The organism is Paraburkholderia unamae (assembly GCF_003268775.1).
GTDB lineage: Bacteria > Pseudomonadota > Gammaproteobacteria > Burkholderiales > Burkholderiaceae > Paraburkholderia > Paraburkholderia unamae.
This window is the reverse complement of sequence record NZ_QLSU01000027.1, coordinates 66,531-86,706: the sequence shown is the minus strand read 5'-3', so window position 1 is coordinate 86,706 and position 20,176 is coordinate 66,531. Positions and strand designations below refer to the sequence as shown.

Below are 20,176 nucleotides of genomic sequence, written 5' to 3'. Positions count from 1 at the left end.
CACGCCGATTTTAACCAGTTCGTACACATTTCACGAAGGCCTGCGCCGGGCCAGCGGGCGCGCCATCTCGGTGCAAACCCGCAAAGCGTTCGATTATCGCACGCACATGCGCGATAATCGCGCAAAACGACGCCCCCACGCATTGCCGGACAGCGCGCCCCGCCCTATGCTCCGTTTCACCGTAGGCGCACGCGCTCAAGCATGGCACAGGCGCACATAGATTGGAGACACCTCATGACCCCATCCTTCGACACCGCCGGCACGCCCGACGCCGCCAATCGTTCGAAGCCGCGCAGCCAGGCCCGCAAGGCGGCGCTCGGCAGCTTCGTGGGCGCCGTCGTCGACTGGTACGACTTCCTGCTGTACGGCATCGTGGCCGCGCTGGTGTTCAATTCAGCCTTCTTCCCGCAAGTGGGCAAGACGATGGGCACGCTAGCCGCCTTCGCGACCTTCGGCGTGGGCTTCCTGTTCCGTCCGCTCGGCGGCATCGTGTTCGGTCACTTCGGCGACCGGCTCGGGCGCAAGCGCATGCTCGTGCTCACCGTCATGATGATGGGCCTGTCCACCGTGGCGATCGGCCTGTTGCCCACCTTCGCGACGATCGGCTGGTGGGCGCCCGTGCTGCTCGTCACGCTGCGCGCGCTGCAAGGCTTCGCCGTGGGCGGCGAATGGGGCGGCGCGGCGCTCATGGCCGTGGAAAGCGCGCCGAGCGGCAAGAAGGCCTTCTATAGCAGCGGCGTGCAGGTGGGTTACGGCGTGGGCCTCGTGCTCGCCACGGGCATCGTTTCGCTCCTGAGCCACACGCTCGGCGAGGCGGGCTTTCGCGCGTGGGGCTGGCGCCTGCCGTTCCTCTTCAGCGTGGTGCTCGTGCTGGTGGGGCTGTGGGTGCGCTCCAGCATGGACGAGTCGCGCGAGTTCGTCGAGAAGGTGGAGCACGGCGATCGCAAGCTGAAGATGCCGGTGCTCGAAGCGCTCACGCGCCACCCCAAGGCGTTCCTTTACATCATCGCGCTGCGCCTGGCCGAACTTTTCACGATGTACATCGTCACCGCGTTCGCGCTGAGCTATTCGACCACCAACCTCGGCATGTCGCGCGATCTGTTCCTCGGCATCGGCCTCTTCGTGGGCGCGCTGAGCTGCGTGACGATCCCCTGCTTCGCCTGGCTCGCCGACCGCCTCGGGCTGCGCCGCGTCTACCTGGTCGGCGCATTCATCGGTCTCGTGAGCGCCGTGCCGTTCTTCCTCGCGCTCGAAGCGCGTGCCACGGTGTGGATCGTGTTCTTCTCGGTGATGCTCGCCAACATCGCCCACGACATGGTCGTGAGCGTGCAGCAGCCGCTCTTCACCGAACTGTTCGGCGCGCAATACCGCTACAGCGGCGCGGGCGTCGGCTATCAGTTCGCGAGCGTGGTGGGCGGCGGCTTCACGCCGTTCATCGCCGTGGCGCTGGTGGGTTTCGGGGGCGGCTCGTGGCACCTCGTCGCCACGTATCTCGCGATCGGCTGCCTGATCTCGCTGATCGTCGCGGCGCGCATGAAACCGGCGCAGTGATCGCGCGCCCCATTCTCCTTCGCAAGCCGCAGACGTTGCCCGTCTGCGGCTTTTTCCGCTTTTTCCATTGCCGCTTGCGCGTGATGGTGATGGCGCGAAATGCGGCACGAAGCCTCGCCCGCCGATGAAGAATCCGCCCCTGGACCGGCGCGACTGGATCGCCGGACTCGAAAAAGGTCTCGCGATTCTCGAAGCCTTCGACAGCGCGCACGCGCGCATGACGCCCACCCAGGCCGCCGAGCGCACGGGACTCTCGCGCACCGCGGCGCGCCGCTATCTGCTCACGCTCGAATCGCTCGGCTATGTCCAGTCCGACGGCCGCCTTTACGGCCTCACGCCGCGCGTGCTGCGCGTGGGCTGGTCCTATTTCGATTCGGCGCGCCTGCCGCGCACCGTGCAGCCCTATTTGCAGCAGCTCAGCGCGACGCTCAACGAATCGGCCTATGTGAGCGTGCTGGACGGCTGGGATCTCGTGGTGATCGCACGCAACGGCGTGTCGCGCGTGATGACGACGGGCTTCGTGCTGGGCGCGCGCGTGCCCGCGCCGCTCATCTCCCCTGGCGTGGTGCTGCTCGCGCACGAGGCAGACCAGGCGGCGGTGTCGGCATGGCTCGATACGGTCGAGCTTTCGCCGTTCACGCCGCATACGATCACGAGCGCCGCGCGCCTGCGCGAAAAGATCGTGCGCGCACGCGTGAACGGCTACGCGCTCATCGAGCAGCAGTTGCAGGTGGGCGTGCGCGGCGTGGCGGTGCCGCTCAGGAATCGCAACGGCGAAGTGGTCGCCGCGCTCAGCACCAACATGCTGATCGGCGATGAAAGCCCCGAGGCCGCCATCAAGCGCGTGCTGCCGCATCTCCAGGAAAGCGCGCTCGCGATGCTCAACGTGCTGTAGCGCGGCGCGCCGGCATGGTGCGCGTGGTGTCCGTAATTGCCGGCGCGCGGACTCACGACCGCGTCAATGCCGCGTTGCCGGCCATGCGTGCCGGAGCGGCACCCGCCACCGCTAGTCCCGCCGTGGCGAGCGCATCGCGCGCGTGGCCGCGCAAGTCGTCGACCGCATACGGCGCATCCGGGTCGCGCACCCACGCGCTCAGACGCAGCCGCACGCCGCCGCTCGACGGATAGCTCTCGACCGCAACGGTCGGCGCGAGCGTCGTACCCGTTTGCACGCGCGGCTCGGCGGCCACCATCTCCTTGAGCTTGCCGATGGCCGCGTCCACCTGGTCGCGCCGCGCGAGATCGATCGTCACGTCGACACGCTGCGTGCCGCCGCTGCTGTAGTTGATGACCGGATTGCTCCAGATCTGACTGTTCGGCACGTACACGACGTTGCCGTCGCCACGTTCGATGCGCGTGGTGAAGAGTCCCACTTCGCGCACGATGCCCGCGGCCGCGCCGCTGCCTTCGATCACGTCGCCAGCGCGAAACGGCCGCAGCATCAACAACATGATGCCGGCCGCGATATTTTGCAGCGTGCCTTGCAGCGCGAGACCGATGGCGAGACCGGCGGCGCCGAGCGCTGCAAGCACGCTTGCGGTGGCGATGCCGACTTCACTGAGCGCGGCGACGATGGCGATCACGCGCACGGCCCACGCGGCCATGCCGGCAAGCATGGGCGCGAGCGTCGGATCCGCGTGCGAGCGCATCAGCATGCTCGCGAACAACTGCGCTATGCGGTTTGAAATCCACCAGCCGATCACGAGAATCAGCACGGCGACGATCAGATGCATGACATCCTGCGTGACCGTCGCGAACAGCGACGGTTGCAGATGAAAGAGGCGATTGAGGAATGCGTCCATAGTCGAGGTTCGGGCGGTTGCAATGGAGCGTGAGGCGCGAGCGCGCGCCAGACACTCCACGGCAGCAGCCTCCATGCCCGAAAGCTTTGAAAGCGTTCAGGCAAGACCCCGAGTGCGTGCGAACCCGAGCTAGAACTCGACCGCGTCGCGAACGATGGGGCACGTCATGCAGTGGCCGCCGCCCCGCCCGCGTCCCAGCTCCGCGCCCACGATGGTCACGACCTCGATGCCCGCCTTGCGCAGCAGCGTATTGGTATAGGTATTGCGGTCGTAGGCGAACACGACGCCCGGCGACGTGCAGACCAGGTTCGCGCCGCTGTCCCACTGCGTGCGTTCGCGCTGGTAATCGTTGCCGCCCGCCTCCACGACGCGCATCTTCTTGATGCCTAGCGCCGCGCTCACCACGTCGACGAAGGACTTCTTCTCCTGATGCAGTTCCACGCCCGCCGGATGATCGCTCGGCCGGTACGAGAACGTGCGCGTGCGCGCAAGGAAGTCCGGCGCGATCAGCACGCAGTCGCGGTCGGCGAACGTAAACACGGTGTCGAGGTGCATGGCCGCGCGGATCTTCGGCATGGCCGCCACGATCACGCGCTCGGCGGCGCCACGCCGGAACAGCGTGGCCGCGAGCTGGCTGATCGCCTGGCGCGAGGTGCGCTCGCTCATGCCGATGAGCACCGTCTTGTTGCCGATCGGCATGACGTCGCCGCCTTCGAGCGTGGCAAGCCCGTGATCCTGCGTGGGGTCGCCCCACCACTCGTTGACCTTGCCCGCGAAGTCAGGATGAAACCGGTAGATCGCCGTGGTGAGGATCGTTTCCTCGTGCCGCGCGGGCCAGTAAAGCGCATTGAGCGTCACGCCGCCGTATATCCAGCAGGTGGTGTCGCGCGTGTACAGCGTGTTCGGCAGCGGCGGCAGCAGATATTCGGTGGCCCCGGCCGCTTCGCGTACGACCTTGAGCGCCGCGCCGCCGTGCGCCTCCGGAAAATCGTAGATCGACAGGCCACCTAACAATGTTTCGGCGAGCTTGCGATTGTCGAGCCCTTCCAGATAGCTTCTCAACTCGTCGATGAACCCTAGCCCGACCTGGTTCGGCACGATCTGGTTGTCGAGTATCCACTTCTTGCCTTCGGGCACGCCCACCGTTTCGGTGAGCAGGTTGTGCATTTCGAGCACTTCCACGCCACGATCTCGCATTTTCGTCACGAAGTCGAAATGGTCGCGCTTCGCGTTGTCCACCCAGAGCACGTCGTCGAACAGCAACTCGTCGCAATTGCTCGGCGTGAGGCGCGAATGCGCCATGCCCGGTGCGCACACCATCACCTTGCGCAATTGCCCGACTTCCGAATACACGCCAAACGCGCTCTCGTCCTTCGTCTCGCTCTTTTCCCCACCCTTCTTACCGCCTTTCGCCTTGGACATATCGATCTCCGCTCATTGCGTGCAATGCCCGCACACCTGCTGATTAGACCGCCATGACACCCGTGGCCAGCGAAACGACGCCCACGATGGCCGCTACGGCCGCTACGATGAAAATCGCCCAGTCGCTCATGCCTTCGAAAACCTTCAGCTTGCGCTCGCGTCGCGCGATGACATAGAGCACCGTGCCCGGCGCGTAAAGAATCGCCGAAAGCAGAATGAACTTGAGGCCGCCCGCGAGAATCATGAACACGGTATAAATCACGGCCACGGAAGCGATCACGAGATCGCGCCTGCGCTCCTCGGGCCGGATCTCGTAGCTCTCGCCGCGATTCGAGACCATCCAGCCATAGGCCGCGACGAACAGATAAGGAATGAGCGACATCGAACTCGTGAGATTGAGCATCAACGCAAACGCGTCGCTCGAAAAATAGGTGCTCGCAACGAGTATCTGCACGACGATATTGGTGATCCACAGCGCATTGGCCGGCACGTTGTTGGCGTTCTCGCGGGCGAACACGGCGGGCATGTCCTTGTTGCGCGCCGCGGCGAACATCACTTCCGCGCAGATCAGCGACCACGCGAGATACGCGCCGAGCACCGACACGATCAGCCCGATACTCACGAAGATTCCGCCCCACGGGCCCACCACGCTTTCGAGCACGGCCGCCATGGAAGGCTGCCGCATGCCCGCCACGTCGCCGCGCGGCAGCACGGCGAAAGGCAGCATCGAAACGAGCACCATGAGCGCCGTCACGCCGACAAAGCCCATGATCGTTGCGCGGCCCACGTCCGTGCGCTCCTTCGCGTAGCGCGAATACACGCTGGCGCCTTCAATGCCGATGAAAACGAACACGGTGACGAACATCGTCGCGCGTATCTGCTGGATCAGGCCGCCCTCCTGCGCCGCCGACTCGATATTCAGGTGGAACGTGCCGTATCTGAAGACGAAAAGCAGGATGACGATGAACACAATGATCGGTATGACCTTTGCAAACGTCACGACGGTATTGATGAAGGCCGCCTGCTTCACGCCGCGCAGAATGAGGAAGTGAAACAGCCAGATGCCGACAGAGGCCACGACAATCGCCACCACGGTATTGCCGTCGCCGAACACCGGAAAAAACGCGCCCAGCGTGGACTTGATCAGCACCCAGTAGGAAACGTTGCCAATGCAACTGCCGATCCAGTACCCGAAGGCCGAGAGGAAGCCGGGGTAATCGCCGAAGCCTTCCTTGGCGTAGACGAACACACCGGCGTCGAGGTTCGGCTTGCGCTCGGCGAGCGCCTGGAACACGCGCGCGAGCGTGTACATGCCGATGCCCGCAACGAGCCAGGCAATCGCCGCGCCGACCGGCCCCGTGGCATTGGCGAAGGTGCGGGGCAGCGAGAAAATCCCGGCCCCCACCATGCCCCCGACTACCATCGCCGTCAGTTGCAAGCGACTCATCTTCTGCTCGGTATCGGCCATCGGTTTCCTCGCTTTGTCTGGAACTTCGCGTGATCGACAGGCGCAACCCGCATTGCACTTCGCGTGCGGACGTCCTGAAGCGTGTCTCCTGCGCTACGGCGCTCACGCCCGCTTTTAGCGGGTCACGCGCACCGAGTTGTTGCCGAGCAGCACGCGCACGCGGTCGCCCGGAACAAACTGCTGATCCGCGTCCTGGACCACCGACATCAGTTGGCCGGAATCCAGACGCACACCGATTTCAAGCCCTGCCCGCTGCGTGGCGCGTTGCTCCACGGCATTGCCCGCCACGCCGCCCAGCACCGCACCGCCTATGCCCGCGGCAACGGAGCCCGAGCCGCGCCCGATCGTGCTGCCGGCCGCGATGCCGCCCAGCGCGCCTCCCGCAACCGCGCCCACGCCTGTCGGGCCGGGTTGAATCGTGACGGGCCGCACCGTCTCGACCACGCCGACCTCCACCACGAACACTTGCTGCGCCTGGGCCGGTGTGAAAGTCGAACCCGAAGTCGGCGCCTCACAACCGGAGAGCGCAATTGAGGCAATGAGCGAGCCAAGCAGTGTTCCAGCGAGATATCGCATGACAATCCCCCTTAAACGATCATTGCGCGCACAGGCAGTTTGCTAACGACCTGCACGTTCGCTCATTAGCGAACATCGGGCAGGCAAGGCCGGCGGTACGCCACGCCGATCCATCATCCGGACACCTGACGAACATTATGGAATACGATTGACGCATGATGCGTTCAACCTGCCCTCTATTCCGGAATATTTCAGCGATTCAATGTGGCGCGCATTTTTAATCCGCGATTTCTCGCGCCTGTATTGCGATATGGCGAAAGTGAGAACAATGGATGAATACGAAATCGACGGATGAACAAAAATTGTCGCTCCCGGTTCTCACAGCCATGGTCGTGGGGTCGATGGTCGGTGCAGGCATCTATTCGCTGCCGCGCAACTTCGCTCTCGAAGCGGGCCCCAAGGCCGCCGTCATTTCATGGTGCATTGCGGGAGGCGGCATGTACATGCTCGCCCGCATCTTCCAGTTGCTCGCGCAAATCCGGCCCGACCTCGACTCCGGAATTTTTGCCTACGCGCGCGACGGCTTCGGCGGCTACGCCGGTTTTCTCTCCGCGTTCGGCTACTGGATGGCCGGTTGCTTCGGTAATGTCTCCTATTGGGTGCTGATCAAATCCACACTCGGCGCATTTATCCCGGCATTCGGAAACGGCAATACGCCAATCGCCATTGCCATATCGTCAGTGGGAATATGGTCATTTCACTGGATGCTCCTGCGCGGCATCAAACAGGCCACGCTCATCAATGCGATTCTCACGGTCGTCAAGATTCTGCCCATATTCGTTTTTATCGGTATTTTGAGTGTCCTGGCGAGCGCCGAGCCTTTCCGGATGAATCTGGCGGAAAGCGCCGGTGCGCTGGCGCCGCAAGTCAAAGGCACCATGCTCATCACGGTTTTCGTGTTTCTCGGCATCGAAGGGGCGAGTGTGTATTCGCGCTACGCGAAAAAGCGCTCGGACGTGGGCGCGGCGACAATACTCGGCTTCGCCTTCGTGCTGTTGCTGCTCGTGCTGGTGACGCTGCTGCCCTATGCGCTGCTCATGCGAGCCGACATCGCCGCGATGCGGCAGCCGTCGATGGCCACCGTGCTCGGCGCGGCCGTCGGCTCGACCGGCACCGTGTTCATCGGCGGCGCACTGATCGTCTCCGTGCTGGGCGCGTACCTCGCGTGGTCGTTGATCTGCGCGGAAGTGCTCTTTGCGAGCGCGCGCGAGAACGCCATGCCGGCCGTCTTCGCACGCCGCAACGCGCGCCAGCTTCCCACCGCCGCCATCTGGCTCACGAGCGGCGTAGTCCAGGCGTTCGTGATCAGCACGTATTGGTCCACCGACGCGTTCACGCTCATGTTGCGCCTCACGAGCGCCATGGCGCTCATCCCCTACTTCTTCGTCGCGACCTTCGGCCTCAAGGCCATTCGTGCATTGCCGCCATCGGCCATCAGCACGCGCAAACGCTTCCAGCACTACGCCACGGCGGCCATCGCCACGATCTATACCGTGTTCCTGCTCTATGCTTGCGGGGTGGAGTTGCTCGTCATGTCCGCATTGCTTTATGGCCCCGGCAGCCTGTTGTACATATGGGCCCAGCGCGAGCGCGGCAAGCCGCTTTTTTCCCGGCCCGAGTGGTGCGCATTTGTCGTGGTGATGGGCGGTGCCCTCGTGGCGATTTACGAGCTGAGCACCGCCGCCTGGCGTTAGCCGTACGTGACGGCCGCCTCACCTCGATCGCGATCATCGGGGCGCCGTCAATCGAACCTTCAAACGCCTGGGATCATGCCAATCACCTCCGCGCTTCGCAAGGCGCAGCTCGCCGCCGTCGAGCAGCGCGCGATGAAGATTTCGATCTACGTCGTGTGCCTCGGCTTCGCGGCCAATGTCGGTTATGGCTTTTTCGTTCAGTCCGATACGCTGCTGCTCACGGCGATCTTTTATCTGCTCAATCTCATCAGCTCGGCGCTGGGCCTGCTCGCCGCCACCGCGATCAACCGCCCGGCGACCAACCGGTTCGAGTATGGCTACTGGTTCCTGGAGCCGCTCGTCAACGGCATTAACGGCCTCATGATGCTCGTGGTGTGCGTGTATGGCTTCGTGAACGGCCTCGAAGGGTTGCGCTCGGGCGGCCACCTGGTCAACGCGCACGGCGTCATCGCAATCAGTGCCGCGAGTTGCGTGGTCTGCTTTGCCATGGTGGTGTACAAGAAGCGCGCGGCCGCGCAAATCCGCTCCAAGCTGCTGAAAACCGACGGCTGGAAATGGATCATGAAATTCTCGTTCAGCGCGGCCACGCTGCTCGGTTTTTTCGTGTATTCGATCCTGCCGGAGAGCGTGCGTGACCAGTGGGCCCACTATATCGACAGCGCCATGACGGCCGGACTTTCGCTGGTTTTTCTCTCCGTGCCCGCAAAAATCGTGCGCAACAGTTTTGCCGAATTGCTCCATATGAGCCCGGAAAGCAACAATCCCTCGGAGGAGATCCAGACGGAACTCGCGAAGTTCGAACGCGAACTTGGCATCGTGCGGCACCACACGCACGTCATTCAGGCGGGGCGGCGCAATTTCGTCGAAGTCAACGTGCTTGCCGACGCAGCTTCCTCGTTGCGCGATATCGGCTCGCAGGACCGCTTGCGCGAACGCATCTGGCGTTTGCTGGAGACGAACCCGATCGAAAGCCGCCTCACCGTGCAGATCACCGCCGACCCGCGCTGGGAAGACGGACGCCAGCCGGAATGACCGGTGATCGACTGCACGGCGCAACCGTCACCACACTGTCACCCCACAGTTACCAGAGCGCGCTCAACGAAGGCGACAACGACAGCGGCGTACCCGTTTTTTCCCAGCCGCCGCCCATCGCCCTGAAGAGCGCGATCTGCGCGCTCAATTCACCCACGCGCTCGCGCACGAGCGCGGCCTCGCTGTCCGCGAGCGCGAGTTGCGCGCGGTCCACGTCCATGCGCCCCACCTCCCCCACGCGCAACTGCGTTTGCGCCTTGCCGAGCAGCGTGCGGCGCTGGGCCACTTCGTCGTTGCGTGCGGCCTGGAGTTGCGCCTGGCGCGAAAGCCGCGCGAGCGCCTGCTCGACATCGAAAAGCGCGCCGCTTGCGGCCTTTTCATAGGCGAGTTCCGCCGCGCGCGCCTGCGCGTCGGTGGCCTGCACGCGCGATTCGCGCGCGCCGAAGTCGATGAGCGGCAACATGGCCGCCGCACCGAAAAGCCAAAGCGTGCTCGGCCCGAGAGACTGGCCCGCGATCTCCCAGCCATTGCGCGCGAGCACGGCGCTCAATGAAAACGTCGGCCAGTAGTTCAGGCGCGCGACATCGGCCTGACGAATGCTGGCAAAGAGACGGTCGCGCGCGGCGATCAGATCGGGGCGGCGTTCGAGCAGATCGACGGGCTGGCCGGGCGCGATGGCGGGCAGCGCGCGCGGCAGTCCGGTGGTTTCGTCGAGCACGCTCGCCAGTTCACCGGGCTTCGCTGCGCAGAGTTGCTCGATGGACAGGCGCGCCGCCACGATCGCGCTATTGACCTCCTGCTCGCGCGCCTGCACCTGAGCGAGCGCCGCGCGCGCCGCATCGATATCCGTGCTCAGCACCACGCCGGCCACGAAGCTGTGCTGCGCGATCACCACGAAGTCCGCTGCGATCTGTCGGCTTTGCACGATCAGGCGGCGCTGCTCGATCAGTCCGCGATACGTCACATAGGCGTCGGCCACGGTCGCGACCACGGCGAGCCGCGCAGCCTGCGCGTCGCCCGCTGCGGCAAGCGTCATCGCGCGCGCGGCGGCAAGCCGCGCGCGCCCGCGCCCGAACACGTCGATCTCCCATTGCGTCTGCAAGCCGACGCGCCAGAACTGCGCATCGAGATCGGTGATGCCCAGAAACTGTGCGAATTCCAGTTGCGTTTCGCCGCCGTGATACTTCGCGGCTTCCACGCCCACGCCCACCGTCGGCAGCAGCGCGGAGCGCGCCGCCAGGATGTTCGAGCGGGCGTCGTCCACGCGCGTGGCCGCGAGCGCGAGATCGTAGTTGTGCTCCAGCGCGCGCTGAATCAGCGTGGTGAGCGCCGGGTCGTCGTACTGGAGCCACCAGTTGGCCAGCACGGTTTCGTCGGGCGCCTGCGCGGGCGCGGCGGTGTCGGGCTCGCGTTGCTCGTACTGCGCCGGCATGTCCGGGGGACGGTCCAGCTTCAACGGCCCGCTGCATCCGGCGAGCACGGCAAGGAGCGCGGGCGCTGCGAGCCTGCGTGCCAACGGCCACGCGCGCGCATCCGTGTGGCAGGCATCACGACGCTTCATGCGGCCCTCCGTCCGGGTGGCGCGGCTCGCGCGGCTGCGTCTCGTCGCTACGAATCGAAAAGAACTGGACATACAGCGCGGGCACCGCAGCCATCGTCAGCACCGTTGCGAACGCCAGGCCCGCCATCATCGTGATCGCCATGTCCTTGAAAAACGGGTCCCACAGCAGCGGCACCATGCCGAGTATGGTCGTGCCCGCCGCCAGCGCGACCGGACGCAGGCGGCTTTTCGAACCGTCGATCACCGCGCGCATGCGCGGCACGCCGGAGGCAATCTGAAGATCGATTTCATCGACGAGCACCACGCCATTCTTGATGAGCATGCCGATGAGGCTGAGCAGCCCGAGCAGCGACATGAAGCCGAACGCCCCGCGAAAGATCAGGAGTCCGAGCGTGACCCCGCAGATCGACATCGGCACGACGAGCAGCACGATCAACGCGGGCTTGAGCCGCCCGAACATGAACAGCACGAGCAGGAGCATGGCGGCAAAGCCGATCGGCAACTGGCGGAACAGGCTTTCCTTTGCCTTGTTCGACGACTCGTACTCGCCACCCCATTCGAGCCGGTAGCCCGGCGGCAGGCGGATTGCCTCGATGGGCGCGCGAATGCGCTCGAAAGCGGCGACGCTGTTTTCGCCATAACGCGTGCCCGCCGATACGGTCAGCGTGCGGATGCGGTCGCGCCGCGAGATCAGGCCGTCTTCGGTGCCGTACGTGATGCCTGTGAGCACGTCCGAGACCGGCACATAGCGGCGCTGGCCGAGGCTGAACACCTGAAGGCCCGCGAAGCGCTCCACGCCGCTCTTGCCGGGCGGTTCGTCGAGTACGACCGGGAGCAGCAGATCGTTGTCGCGGAAGATGCCGATGCGTAGACCTTCGGTCGCATACGCAAAGGTGTCGTTGAGCTGGCGTCGCGTGACGCCCTGTGCGCGGGCGCGCGTGTCGTCGAACACCGGGCGCACCACGTTGACGGGGTTTTCCCAGTCGTCGCGTATCGATTGCAGACCGGCGTCCTTGTGCAGCACGGCTTCAGCCTGCACGCCCAGGCTGCGCAGCACGGCCGGATCGGGACCGAGAAAGCGCGCCTGGATCGGCAGCCCGCTCGAGGGGCCGAAGTTCGGCCGCGTGACCGACCAGCTAACGTCGGGAAAGCGCTTGCGCAACTCGGCATCGAGCGACGGGATCATGCTGTCGATGCGCGAGGCGTCGTCCACCGTCACGATGAATTGCGCGTACGAGGGGTCCTGCGTCTCGGGGTCGTAGACCAGAATGAAACGCGTCGCGCCGCCGCCGATGTAGGTGCCGACGTTCACCACGCCTGTTTGCGAGAGCAACAGCTTTTCCGGTCCTTTCGAGCGCTCCATTACCGTGCGGATATCCGCGCCGCGCGGCAGGCGCATGTCCACGTAGAAAATCGGATTGGTCGACGCCGGAAAAAAGCTCTGCTCGACGAACTGAAAGCCCCAGACGCAACCGGCCAGCAGCACCACCATGAAGCCGATCACCCACAGGCGCCTGCGCTCGACCCAGCCGAGCAACCGCCCGTAGCGGCGATACAGCGGCGCGTCGAACGGGTCCGCCTGCTCGCCCTCCTTGCGGCGAAAAAAATAATGCCCCAGCAAAGGCGTGAGCGCGATCGCGATGACCCAGCTCAGGAGCAGCGAGATGGCCGCGACCGCGAACAGCGACGCGCAAAATTCCCCGACCGCGTCGGGCGACATGCCGATGCCCGAAAACGCGAGAATGCCGACCACCGTGGAGGCGAGCAGCAACCACTTCCCCTGCTTGAGCACCTGCGCGGCGGCCTCGACATGCGAGAGCCCTTTCTCCACGCGCACGAGCATGCCTTCGCAAACGACGATGGAATTGTCGGTGAGCATCCCCATCACGATGATGAGCGCGCCGAGAGAGATGCGCTGTAACTCGATGCCTGCCGCATACATCACGAACAGCGTGCCGAGAATCGAGAGAAACAGTTCGATGCCGAGCACGACGCCCGCACGCCACCCGAGACCGATGCCGAGCGCCACGGTCACGATGCCGACCGAGAGCATGACGTCGAGCACGAAGCCGCGCACGGCCGCATCGACGGCGTCGGGCTGGTCGTAGAGCACGTGTAGCTCGATGCCGAGCGGCCGGGCGCGTTCGAGTTCTTGCAACCGCTCTTTCACCTCCTGGCCGACCTTGACGACATTCACGCCGGAGCGCGCGCTAATGCCGATCGTCAAGGCATCCTGACCGTTGTAGCGAATCGCTTGCGTTGGCACGGCGGCATAGCCGGAATGCACGCGGGCCACGTCTCCAAGCAGCAGCTCGCCGGGTGTCGTGCCCACCGGCAACGCGCGAACGGCCGCGAGCGTGTCGAGCGTGCCGGTTGGCGCGAGGCGGATCAACTGATCGCCCACGCGCTCGCGGCCCGCGGTGCGTATTTCGTTTTGCACGCCGAGCGCCTGGGCAATGTCGTCCGGCGAAAGATTGTTCGCCGCCAGCAAGGCCTGATCGGCCGTGATCGTGACCTGCTCCTGCTGATTGCCCGCGATGACGATATCCGCCACGTCCGGAATGGTGAGCAGTTCCTTGCGCAACTCGCGCGCGTAATCGAAAAGCTGCGCCTGTGAATAGCCCTTGCCCGTAATGGCGTAGAACATGCCATACACGTCGCCGAAACGGTCGAACACAATGGGCGGCCCCGCGCCCGGCGGCAGACGCGGCGTCACGTCGTTCACCTGGCGGCGCAACTGCTCCCAGATCTGCTGCAATTGCTTCGACGCGTACTGGTCGCGAATCTGCACCCGCACTTCGGAATAACCCGCCATCGAACGCGAACGGATGAAGTCCACCTGCTCCAGCTGCTGCACGGCGCTTTCGATGCGGTCGGTCACCTCGCTTTCCACCTGCCGTGCGCTGGCACCGGGATAGAGCGTGACCACCACCGCCGTCTTGATCGTGAACTTCGGATCTTCGAGGCGGCCGATGTCGATATAGGCAACGATGCCGCCGATCAGCGACACCAATGCAATGGTCCATGCAATCAGCGGTTTTTCGATGAGCGCTCGCGCGAGATTCATGGGTTCGCTTCCAGTGGGCGAACGGCTTCGCCCTCGCTCACGAACTGCGCCCCGGCCGCCACCACCTGGTCGCCCGCTTGCAGCGCGCCGCTCACGACAGCATCGTTCTGGCGGATCTCGCGCAACGCGACGGCGGTGCGGTGAACGCGATGCGTCGCGGCGTCGTATTTCCACACCGCGCGGCTGCCGTCCGCGGCGACCGTCAACGCATTGACGGGCACGATCAACGCGCTTTGGGCGGCGGGCGAACCCGGCACGTCGATGCTCACGCGCAGCGCCATGCCTGGCAGCAGCGTCAACTGTTCGGGCCGCGCCAGCGAGAACAGCAGGCGATACACGCTGCCGGCGGGCGTGGCCAGCGTGGAGTGCTCACGATAGACGAGCGGAAACACCGTCGAGGGCCGATCGGGCGGCCAGGCGCGCGCCTGTAGCGTGCGGTCGAACGGCAGCGACTCGGCCACGTTCTGCGGCAGCGCCACGCCCACCTCCAGGCGCGAAGTCGCTTCGAGCGTGAAAACGGGCGCGCCGGCCTGCACCATTTGCTGCGTTTCGATCGTGCGGCGCGCGATGCGGCCGTCAAACGGCGCCACGAGCCGGGTATTGCGCAGATCGCGGCGCGCGAGGTCGCGTTGCGCGCGCGCGATATCGGCAGCGGCCTTGAGCTGGTCATACCCCGCGCCGGAGAGGATGTTTTCGTCGCGCAGCACGGCCTTGCGCTTGAGGTCCTCGGCGAGCTGGTTGTATTGCGCCTCGGCGCGCTGCACCTGGAGCCGGTACGGCTCGTCGTCGATGCGGGCGAGCAACTGGCCTTCGCGCACGCGCGCGCCGTCGAGCACGGCGATCTGCACGACGCGTCCCGGCACCTCGAAGGCGAGCGCGGAGATATTGGTCGTTTCGACCTGGCCTGCGAACACGCGCAATTCGCTCGCGCCGCTGGTGCCGACGGCGATCAGTTCGACCGGGCGCGGCTCGCGCACCTGCTCGGTTGGCGCAGGCTTGCCACAGGCCGCCAGCACGGTGACGAGCGCGAGCGCGATCACAAGCGCCGGCCGCGACGTGCCGGGCTTCAAGGCTGGAAGGGTTGAAAAGGCATCCTGACCGCTCATTCGCGTCCTCGCAATCAGTCGACTGATCATCGGTCGAACGCTTATCGCCACGCGTTCGCTAACGTTCGACCGTGAATGACCGGTGCCGATGCCAATCCTTATGACCAGAGCCGAGCATAGCGGATTCTCGCGCGGCGAAATTCGAACGCGGCCAGCCGGACAGTTCCCGACAATCCCCCGCCAATCCGTACCGCCCACCGTTCTCGCAACTGTACCGGTACTGTACCGCGCACTCCCGATACACTGGCTTCGGTCGATTCTGCATTTTTCCCGGAGCCTCCCGCCCTATGCCGCCCGAACTGTACAGCGCGTTGCCCGCCGGCATGCTCTTCGTCGTGGTCACGACCATCACGCCCGGCCCCAATAACACCATGCTGCTCGCCTCCGGCGTCAACTTCGGTTTTCGCCGCACAGTGCCGCACATTCTCGGCATCAGCGCGGGCGTCGTGGTGCTCATGCTCTCGGTGGGCTTCGGGCTTGGCGAAATGTTCCGGCACATTCCGGCGCTCTACGTCGTGCTGGAAACGGCGAGCATTGCCTATCTGCTTTATCTCGCGTGGAAAATCGGCACCTCGGGCGACCTCAAGGTGAAAAGCGGCGAACACCGGCCCATGCGCTTTCATGAAGCCATCGCGTTCCAGTGGGTCAACCCCAAGGCGTGGATGATGGTGCTCACGGCCGCCACCACGATCCGCCTTTCTAAGGACTTCGGCCTCAACACGATGGTGATGGCGGGCCTGTTCTATGTGATCGGGCTGCCTTGCATCTGCGTGTGGGCCGCGTTCGGCACCGGCATGCGGCGCTTTCTCTCGAACCCGCGGCGGCTGCGCGCCTTCAACGTCGCCATGGCGCTCTCGCTGCTCGTTTCGCTGTATCCGATGTTCGCGCATCTGCTCGGGTATTAAGCCTGCCTCGACGTCGTTTCGTACGTCGCTTCGTACGTCGTTCCGCACGTTGTTTTCCGCGTATTTTCGCGGTTAAGGCGCCGCTCAACCGCTACAATCGCAAGCGGGAAACATGGGCGGCGGAGTCACACTTTGTCTGAGTTTGAAGCGGGTTTTATTCTCACCCGCCATTGGCGCGATACGGGCGAACACACCGAGGTCGAGTTCTGGCTCGCGACCGAAGCGGGACCACGCCGCTTGCGCCTGCGTCCGCAGCCTTCTGTCGCCTTCGTCCCCGCCGCGCAGGAGGCGGCCGCCCGCGTTGCGTTGAAGGGCGACGCGCGCGCCGAGTTTCGCACGCTTGCGCTGCGCGACTTCCAGCACCGCCCGGTGCTTGGCCTCTATTGCCCGCAGTATCGCGCGCTCGCCGGCCACGCGAAGCGCCTCGCGAAAGCAGGCGTGGATGTCTACGAAGCCGATATTCAACCGCACGAGCGCTACATGATGGAGCGCTTCATCACTGCGCCCGTGCTGTTTCGCGGTGAAGCGGCGGTGAACGCCGAAAGCGGCGGCGTGCTGATCGACGGCGAGATGAAACCCGCGAACGGTTATCGCCCGCGCCTGAAGCTCGTGTCGCTCGATATCGAAACGAGCGCGCAAGGCGAGCTTTACTCCATCGCACTGGAAGGCTGCGGGCAGCGGCAGGTCTACATGCTCGGGCCCGCGAACGGCAACGCGGATACGCTCGACTTCGACTTCGAATACTGCGAGAGCCGCGCGCACATGCTCGAGCGCCTCAACGCGTGGATGGCTCAGCACGATCCCGACGCGATCATCGGCTGGAATCTCGTGCAGTTCGATTTGCGCGTGCTGCACGCCCACGCGCAGCAAACCGGCGTGCCGTTGCGGCTCGGGCGCGGCGGCGAGGTCATGGAGTGGCGCGAGCACGGCATGCGCGAGAACCACTTTTTCGCGGGCGCCGCGGGCCGCCTCATCATCGACGGCATCGAGGCGCTGCGCTCGGCCACGTGGAGCTTCCCTTCGTTCAGCCTCGAATATGTCTCGCAGGCGTTGCTGGGCGAAGGCAAGTCGATCGACAACCCGTATCAGCGCATGGACGAGATCCAGCGCCGCTTCGACGAAGACAAGCCCGCGCTCGCACGCTACAACCTCAAGGACTGCGAACTGGTCACGCGCGTCTTCGAAAAGACCGAGCTGATTGCGTTCCTGCTCGAACGCGCGTCCGTGACCGGGCTGCCCGCCGATCGCAGCGGCGGCTCGGTCGCCGCGTTCACGCACCTGTATCTGCCCAAGATGCACCGGCTGGGCTTCGTGGCGCCGAATCTCGGTGACGTCGTGGGCGAAAACGGTCCCGGCGGTTTCGTCATGGACTCGCGCCCCGGCATCTACGACTCGGTGCTCGTGCTCGACTACAAGAGCCTGTATCCGTCGATCATCCGTACGTTTCTGATCGACCCGGTCGGGCTGATCGAAGGCCTGCGCGACCCTGGCGACGAGGCCTCGGTGGCGGGCTTTCTCGGCGCGCGCTTCTCCCGCGAGCAGCACTGCCTGCCGGAAATCGTGCGCCAGGTCTGGGAAGAACGCGAGAACGCGAAACGCCAGCACAACGCCCCGCTTTCGCAGGCGCTCAAGATCATCATGAACGCGTTCTACGGCGTGCTGGGTTCGACGGGCTGCCGCTTCTTCGATCCGCGTCTCGCTTCGTCAATCACGATGCGCGGGCACGAGATCATGCGCAGAACGCGCGCGCTCATCGAAGCACAGGGCTACGACGTGATTTACGGCGACACCGATTCGACCTTCGTGTGGCTGCGGCACGCGCACAGCGAGGCCGACGCCGCACAAACCGGCAAGCGGCTCGTCGAGCACGTCAACGCGTGGTGGAAGCACGAACTGCGCGAGCGCTACGGCCTGGAAAGCGCGCTGGAACTGCAATTCGAGCGCCACTACTCGCGCTTTCTCATGCCTACGGTGCGTGGCGCCGAGGAAGGCAGCAAGAAACGCTACGCAGGCCTGACGATTTCGAAGAGCGGCGCCGAGGAAGTCGTGTTCAAAGGCCTCGAAACCGTGCGCACCGACTGGACGCCGCTCGCGCAGGAGTTTCAGCGCGAGCTTTATCGCCGCATTTTCCAGCGCGAACCGCACGTGGAGTACATCCGCGACTATGTGCGGCGCACGCTCAATGGCGAACTGGACGCGCAACTCGTCTACCGCAAGCGCCTGCGCAGGCCGCTCGTCGAATACCAGCGCAACGTGCCGCCGCACGTGCGGGCGGCGCGCGTCGCTGACGAGTTCAATCGGGCCAAAGGCCGTCCGCTCCAGTATCAGAACGGCGGCTGGATCAGCTACGTGATGACGACGGCGGGGCCCGAGCCGCTCGAAACGCTCAGCTCGCCGCTCGATTACACGTTCTACGTGAGCCGCCAGCTACAGCCCGTGGCCGACGCGATTCTGCCCTTCCTGCGCGAGGATTTCGACACGCTGATGTCGGGCCAGCAGAGTTTGTTCTAATCACGCGCCCTGCTCCGCCCCCTAACGCACACGCTCGATGAACCGCCAGAGCGCGTCGTCCATCGAATACGGCGCGTTGAAGCGAAACCACGCGCTCGGCGCGTCGTCGGGCCGGAAATAGGAGCCAGGCGCAAGCCAGATGCCGTCGCGCAGCGCCGCCGTGGCGATCTCGCCCGCGCGCCCGGGCTCGACGCCAAGCCGCGCCCACACGAAAAGCCCCGCGCGCGGCCGGTGGAACACTTCCAGCCCAAGCGCGTCGAGCCGCTCCTCCACGCACGCGTGCGCGGCCTTGAGCCGCTCGTTCACGAGTTCGACGTGGCGCGCGTGGCGCCCTTCGAGCAGCACCTTGTCGACAACCCGCTCGATCGTCCCCGACGACGTAAGCCCCACTGCCATCTTCGCGCGCGCCAGTTCGCGCAGCACGTCGCGCTCCGCGACCACGTAGCCGCAGCGCAGCGAGGGCGTGACCGTCTTCGAAAAGCCGCCCACGTAAAGCACGCGCTGCAAGCCCTCCATCGCGGCGAGAAGCGGCGCGCCCGGCGGCGCAAGCTCGCGGCTCACGTCGTCCTCCACGACCCACATGCGCTGTCGCTCGGTGATCTGCAAGAGGCGGAAGGCATTGGCCATCGTGAAGGTCGCGCCCGTGGGGTTCTGGAGCGTCGTGTTCACGAAAATGGCTTTCGGCTGGTGCGCGGCCACCTGGCGCTCCAGCGCGTCGATGTCGAGCCCCGCCGGCGTGCGCGGCACGCCGTGCACCACGAGCCCGGCGAGTTTGAGGATCTGTAGCAGGTTGCAATAACCGGGGTCTTCCACCAGCACCGCGTCGCCGGGGCGCAACAGCGTGCGCACGATCAGGTCGAGCCCCTGCGTCGCGCCCTGGGTCAGCAGGACGTTCGACACCTCGACGGGCAGCCCCTGGCGGTCCAGTTGCGCCGCGATGCGTTCGCGCAGCGGCGCATAGCCGTAGGGGTGCCCATAGTCGCCCAGGCGCACGGCGGGCACGCGGCCCATCGCGCGCAGGGCGTGGTGCAGGCCGCTTTCGTTGATCCATTCGCCGGGCACCCAGCCGCAACCCGCCTTGATCGGCACCGAGTGATCGGCGTAGACATCGGAGAGCAGCCACGTGGCCGTGAGCGTGGGCGGCTGCCAGCCCGCGACGCTCGCGGGCACCGCCTCGCTGCGCGGCGCCACGCGGTAGCCCGAGCCGCGCCGCGCGACCACGAAACCCATCGAGACGAGCCGGTTGTACGCCTCCGTCACGGTATAGGTGGAGAGCGCATGCGTTTGCGCGAGCTGCCGTACCGAGGGCAGCAGCGCGCCCGCGCGCAGCGTTTGCGCCTCGATGGCGCGCGTGAAAGCCAGCACGAGTTGCTCGACGAGCGTGGTCGAAGCGCCGCGTCCGCGCTCCAGTGCGAGTTCGATCATGGAAAAACAGGGCGATGGTGCGAGGGAAAACCCGGGCGATCCGGGCGCCGACCAAT

The 20,176-nt window shown here is 65.3% G+C and carries 14 protein-coding genes; 6 read left to right on the top strand and 8 right to left on the bottom strand.

The genetic code is table 11. From position 1 onward, the window contains the following. Positions 1 to 234 precede the first annotated feature (234 nt). Both shiA and C7401_RS33210 read left to right on the top strand, forming a co-directional pair. Positions 235 to 1,551 carry a shikimate transporter gene (gene shiA, locus C7401_RS33215; protein WP_112175944.1) on the top strand — a complete coding sequence of 439 codons (1,317 nt, stop codon included), beginning with the start codon at positions 235 to 237 and terminating at the stop codon, positions 1,549 to 1,551. 124 nt (positions 1,552 to 1,675) lie between these two features. Then, the gene (locus C7401_RS33210; protein WP_112175943.1) at positions 1,676 to 2,446 is read left to right on the top strand and encodes an IclR family transcriptional regulator domain-containing protein; all 771 of its coding nucleotides are present in this window, start codon (positions 1,676 to 1,678) and stop codon (positions 2,444 to 2,446) included. A gap of 52 nt (positions 2,447 to 2,498) precedes the next feature. Here the strand turns inward: C7401_RS33210 and C7401_RS33205 are convergent, their stop codons facing one another. From C7401_RS33205 to C7401_RS33190, 4 genes are all read right to left on the bottom strand, one after another. Continuing rightward, the gene (locus tag C7401_RS33205) at positions 2,499 to 3,353 is read right to left on the bottom strand and encodes a mechanosensitive ion channel family protein (protein ID WP_112175941.1); all 855 of its coding nucleotides are present in this window, start codon (positions 3,351 to 3,353) and stop codon (positions 2,499 to 2,501) included. Positions 3,354 to 3,482: 129 nt separating this feature from the next. Further along, positions 3,483 to 4,673 (bottom strand): arginine deiminase, encoded by a 1,191-nt coding sequence (locus C7401_RS33200; RefSeq protein ID WP_244315023.1) that lies wholly within the window; start codon positions 4,671 to 4,673, stop codon positions 3,483 to 3,485. Between the two features lie 145 nt (positions 4,674 to 4,818). Beyond that, positions 4,819 to 6,243, bottom strand: coding sequence for a basic amino acid/polyamine antiporter (locus C7401_RS33195; RefSeq protein WP_112175938.1), 1,425 nt, complete (start codon positions 6,241 to 6,243; stop codon positions 4,819 to 4,821). A 114-nt stretch (positions 6,244 to 6,357) separates the two neighbouring features. Next, positions 6,358 to 6,819 (bottom strand): outer membrane lipoprotein, encoded by a 462-nt coding sequence (locus C7401_RS33190; RefSeq protein ID WP_112175936.1) that lies wholly within the window; start codon positions 6,817 to 6,819, stop codon positions 6,358 to 6,360. Between the two features lie 272 nt (positions 6,820 to 7,091). Between C7401_RS33190 and C7401_RS33185 the strand changes: the two genes are divergently transcribed. Both C7401_RS33185 and C7401_RS33180 read left to right on the top strand, forming a co-directional pair. Further along, on the top strand, positions 7,092 to 8,513 hold the full coding sequence (locus C7401_RS33185) for a basic amino acid/polyamine antiporter (RefSeq protein ID WP_112175934.1): 1,422 nt from the start codon (positions 7,092 to 7,094) through the stop codon (positions 8,511 to 8,513). 75 nt (positions 8,514 to 8,588) lie between these two features. Further along, entirely contained in the window at positions 8,589 to 9,545 is a 957-nt protein-coding gene (locus C7401_RS33180) for a cation diffusion facilitator family transporter (RefSeq protein WP_112175932.1), read from the top strand. Between the two features lie 49 nt (positions 9,546 to 9,594). On the opposite strand, the gene C7401_RS33175 is transcribed toward C7401_RS33180, so the two are convergent. Genes C7401_RS33175 through C7401_RS33165 form a run of 3 tightly spaced genes read right to left on the bottom strand, consistent with a single transcriptional unit; the run spans position 9,595 to position 15,279 of the window. Further along, a complete protein-coding gene (locus C7401_RS33175; protein WP_181565759.1) occupies positions 9,595 to 11,106 on the bottom strand; it encodes an efflux transporter outer membrane subunit in 1,512 nt (503 codons plus the stop codon). After that, positions 11,093 to 14,173, bottom strand: coding sequence for an efflux RND transporter permease subunit (locus C7401_RS33170; RefSeq protein ID WP_112175930.1), 3,081 nt, complete (start codon positions 14,171 to 14,173; stop codon positions 11,093 to 11,095). The genes C7401_RS33175 and C7401_RS33170 overlap by 14 nt, the downstream gene beginning before the upstream one ends. Beyond that, entirely contained in the window at positions 14,170 to 15,279 is a 1,110-nt protein-coding gene (locus C7401_RS33165) for an efflux RND transporter periplasmic adaptor subunit (protein ID WP_112175928.1), read from the bottom strand. Before C7401_RS33165 ends, C7401_RS33170 begins: the two co-directional genes overlap by 4 nt. Before the next feature lie 287 nt (positions 15,280 to 15,566). On the opposite strand from C7401_RS33165, the gene C7401_RS33160 reads away from it, so the two are divergent. Beyond that, positions 15,567 to 16,184, top strand: a complete 618-nt coding sequence (locus C7401_RS33160; protein WP_112175926.1) for a LysE family translocator — start codon at positions 15,567 to 15,569, stop codon at positions 16,182 to 16,184. 132 nt (positions 16,185 to 16,316) lie between these two features. Next, positions 16,317 to 18,695 (top strand): DNA polymerase II, encoded by a 2,379-nt coding sequence (locus tag C7401_RS33155; protein ID WP_112175924.1) that lies wholly within the window; start codon positions 16,317 to 16,319, stop codon positions 18,693 to 18,695. Positions 18,696 to 18,716: 21 nt separating this feature from the next. Here the strand turns inward: C7401_RS33155 and C7401_RS33150 are convergent, their stop codons facing one another. Beyond that, positions 18,717 to 20,120 (bottom strand): aminotransferase-like domain-containing protein, encoded by a 1,404-nt coding sequence (locus C7401_RS33150; RefSeq protein WP_112175922.1) that lies wholly within the window; start codon positions 20,118 to 20,120, stop codon positions 18,717 to 18,719. Between the last annotated feature and the right edge of the window lie 56 nt (positions 20,121 to 20,176).

Excerpts from the sequence above, each read along its gene's own strand:
- shiA (WP_112175944.1), top strand. The coding sequence starts at position 235 with ATGACCCCATCCTTCGACACCGCCGGCACGCCCGACGCCGCCAATCGT.
- C7401_RS33210 (WP_112175943.1), top strand. The coding sequence starts at position 1,676 with ATGAAGAATCCGCCCCTGGACCGGCGCGACTGGATCGCCGGACTCGAA.
- C7401_RS33205 (WP_112175941.1), bottom strand. The coding sequence starts at position 3,353 with ATGGACGCATTCCTCAATCGCCTCTTTCATCTGCAACCGTCGCTGTTC.
- C7401_RS33200 (WP_244315023.1), bottom strand. The coding sequence starts at position 4,673 with ATGGTGTGCGCACCGGGCATGGCGCATTCGCGCCTCACGCCGAGCAAT.
- C7401_RS33195 (WP_112175938.1), bottom strand. The coding sequence starts at position 6,243 with ATGGCCGATACCGAGCAGAAGATGAGTCGCTTGCAACTGACGGCGATG.
- C7401_RS33190 (WP_112175936.1), bottom strand. The coding sequence starts at position 6,819 with ATGCGATATCTCGCTGGAACACTGCTTGGCTCGCTCATTGCCTCAATT.
- C7401_RS33185 (WP_112175934.1), top strand. The coding sequence starts at position 7,092 with ATGAATACGAAATCGACGGATGAACAAAAATTGTCGCTCCCGGTTCTC.
- C7401_RS33180 (WP_112175932.1), top strand. The coding sequence starts at position 8,589 with ATGCCAATCACCTCCGCGCTTCGCAAGGCGCAGCTCGCCGCCGTCGAG.
- C7401_RS33175 (WP_181565759.1), bottom strand. The coding sequence starts at position 11,106 with ATGAAGCGTCGTGATGCCTGCCACACGGATGCGCGCGCGTGGCCGTTG.
- C7401_RS33170 (WP_112175930.1), bottom strand. The coding sequence starts at position 14,173 with ATGAATCTCGCGCGAGCGCTCATCGAAAAACCGCTGATTGCATGGACC.
- C7401_RS33165 (WP_112175928.1), bottom strand. The coding sequence starts at position 15,279 with ATGAGCGGTCAGGATGCCTTTTCAACCCTTCCAGCCTTGAAGCCCGGC.
- C7401_RS33160 (WP_112175926.1), top strand. The coding sequence starts at position 15,567 with ATGCCGCCCGAACTGTACAGCGCGTTGCCCGCCGGCATGCTCTTCGTC.
- C7401_RS33150 (WP_112175922.1), bottom strand. The coding sequence starts at position 20,120 with ATGATCGAACTCGCACTGGAGCGCGGACGCGGCGCTTCGACCACGCTC.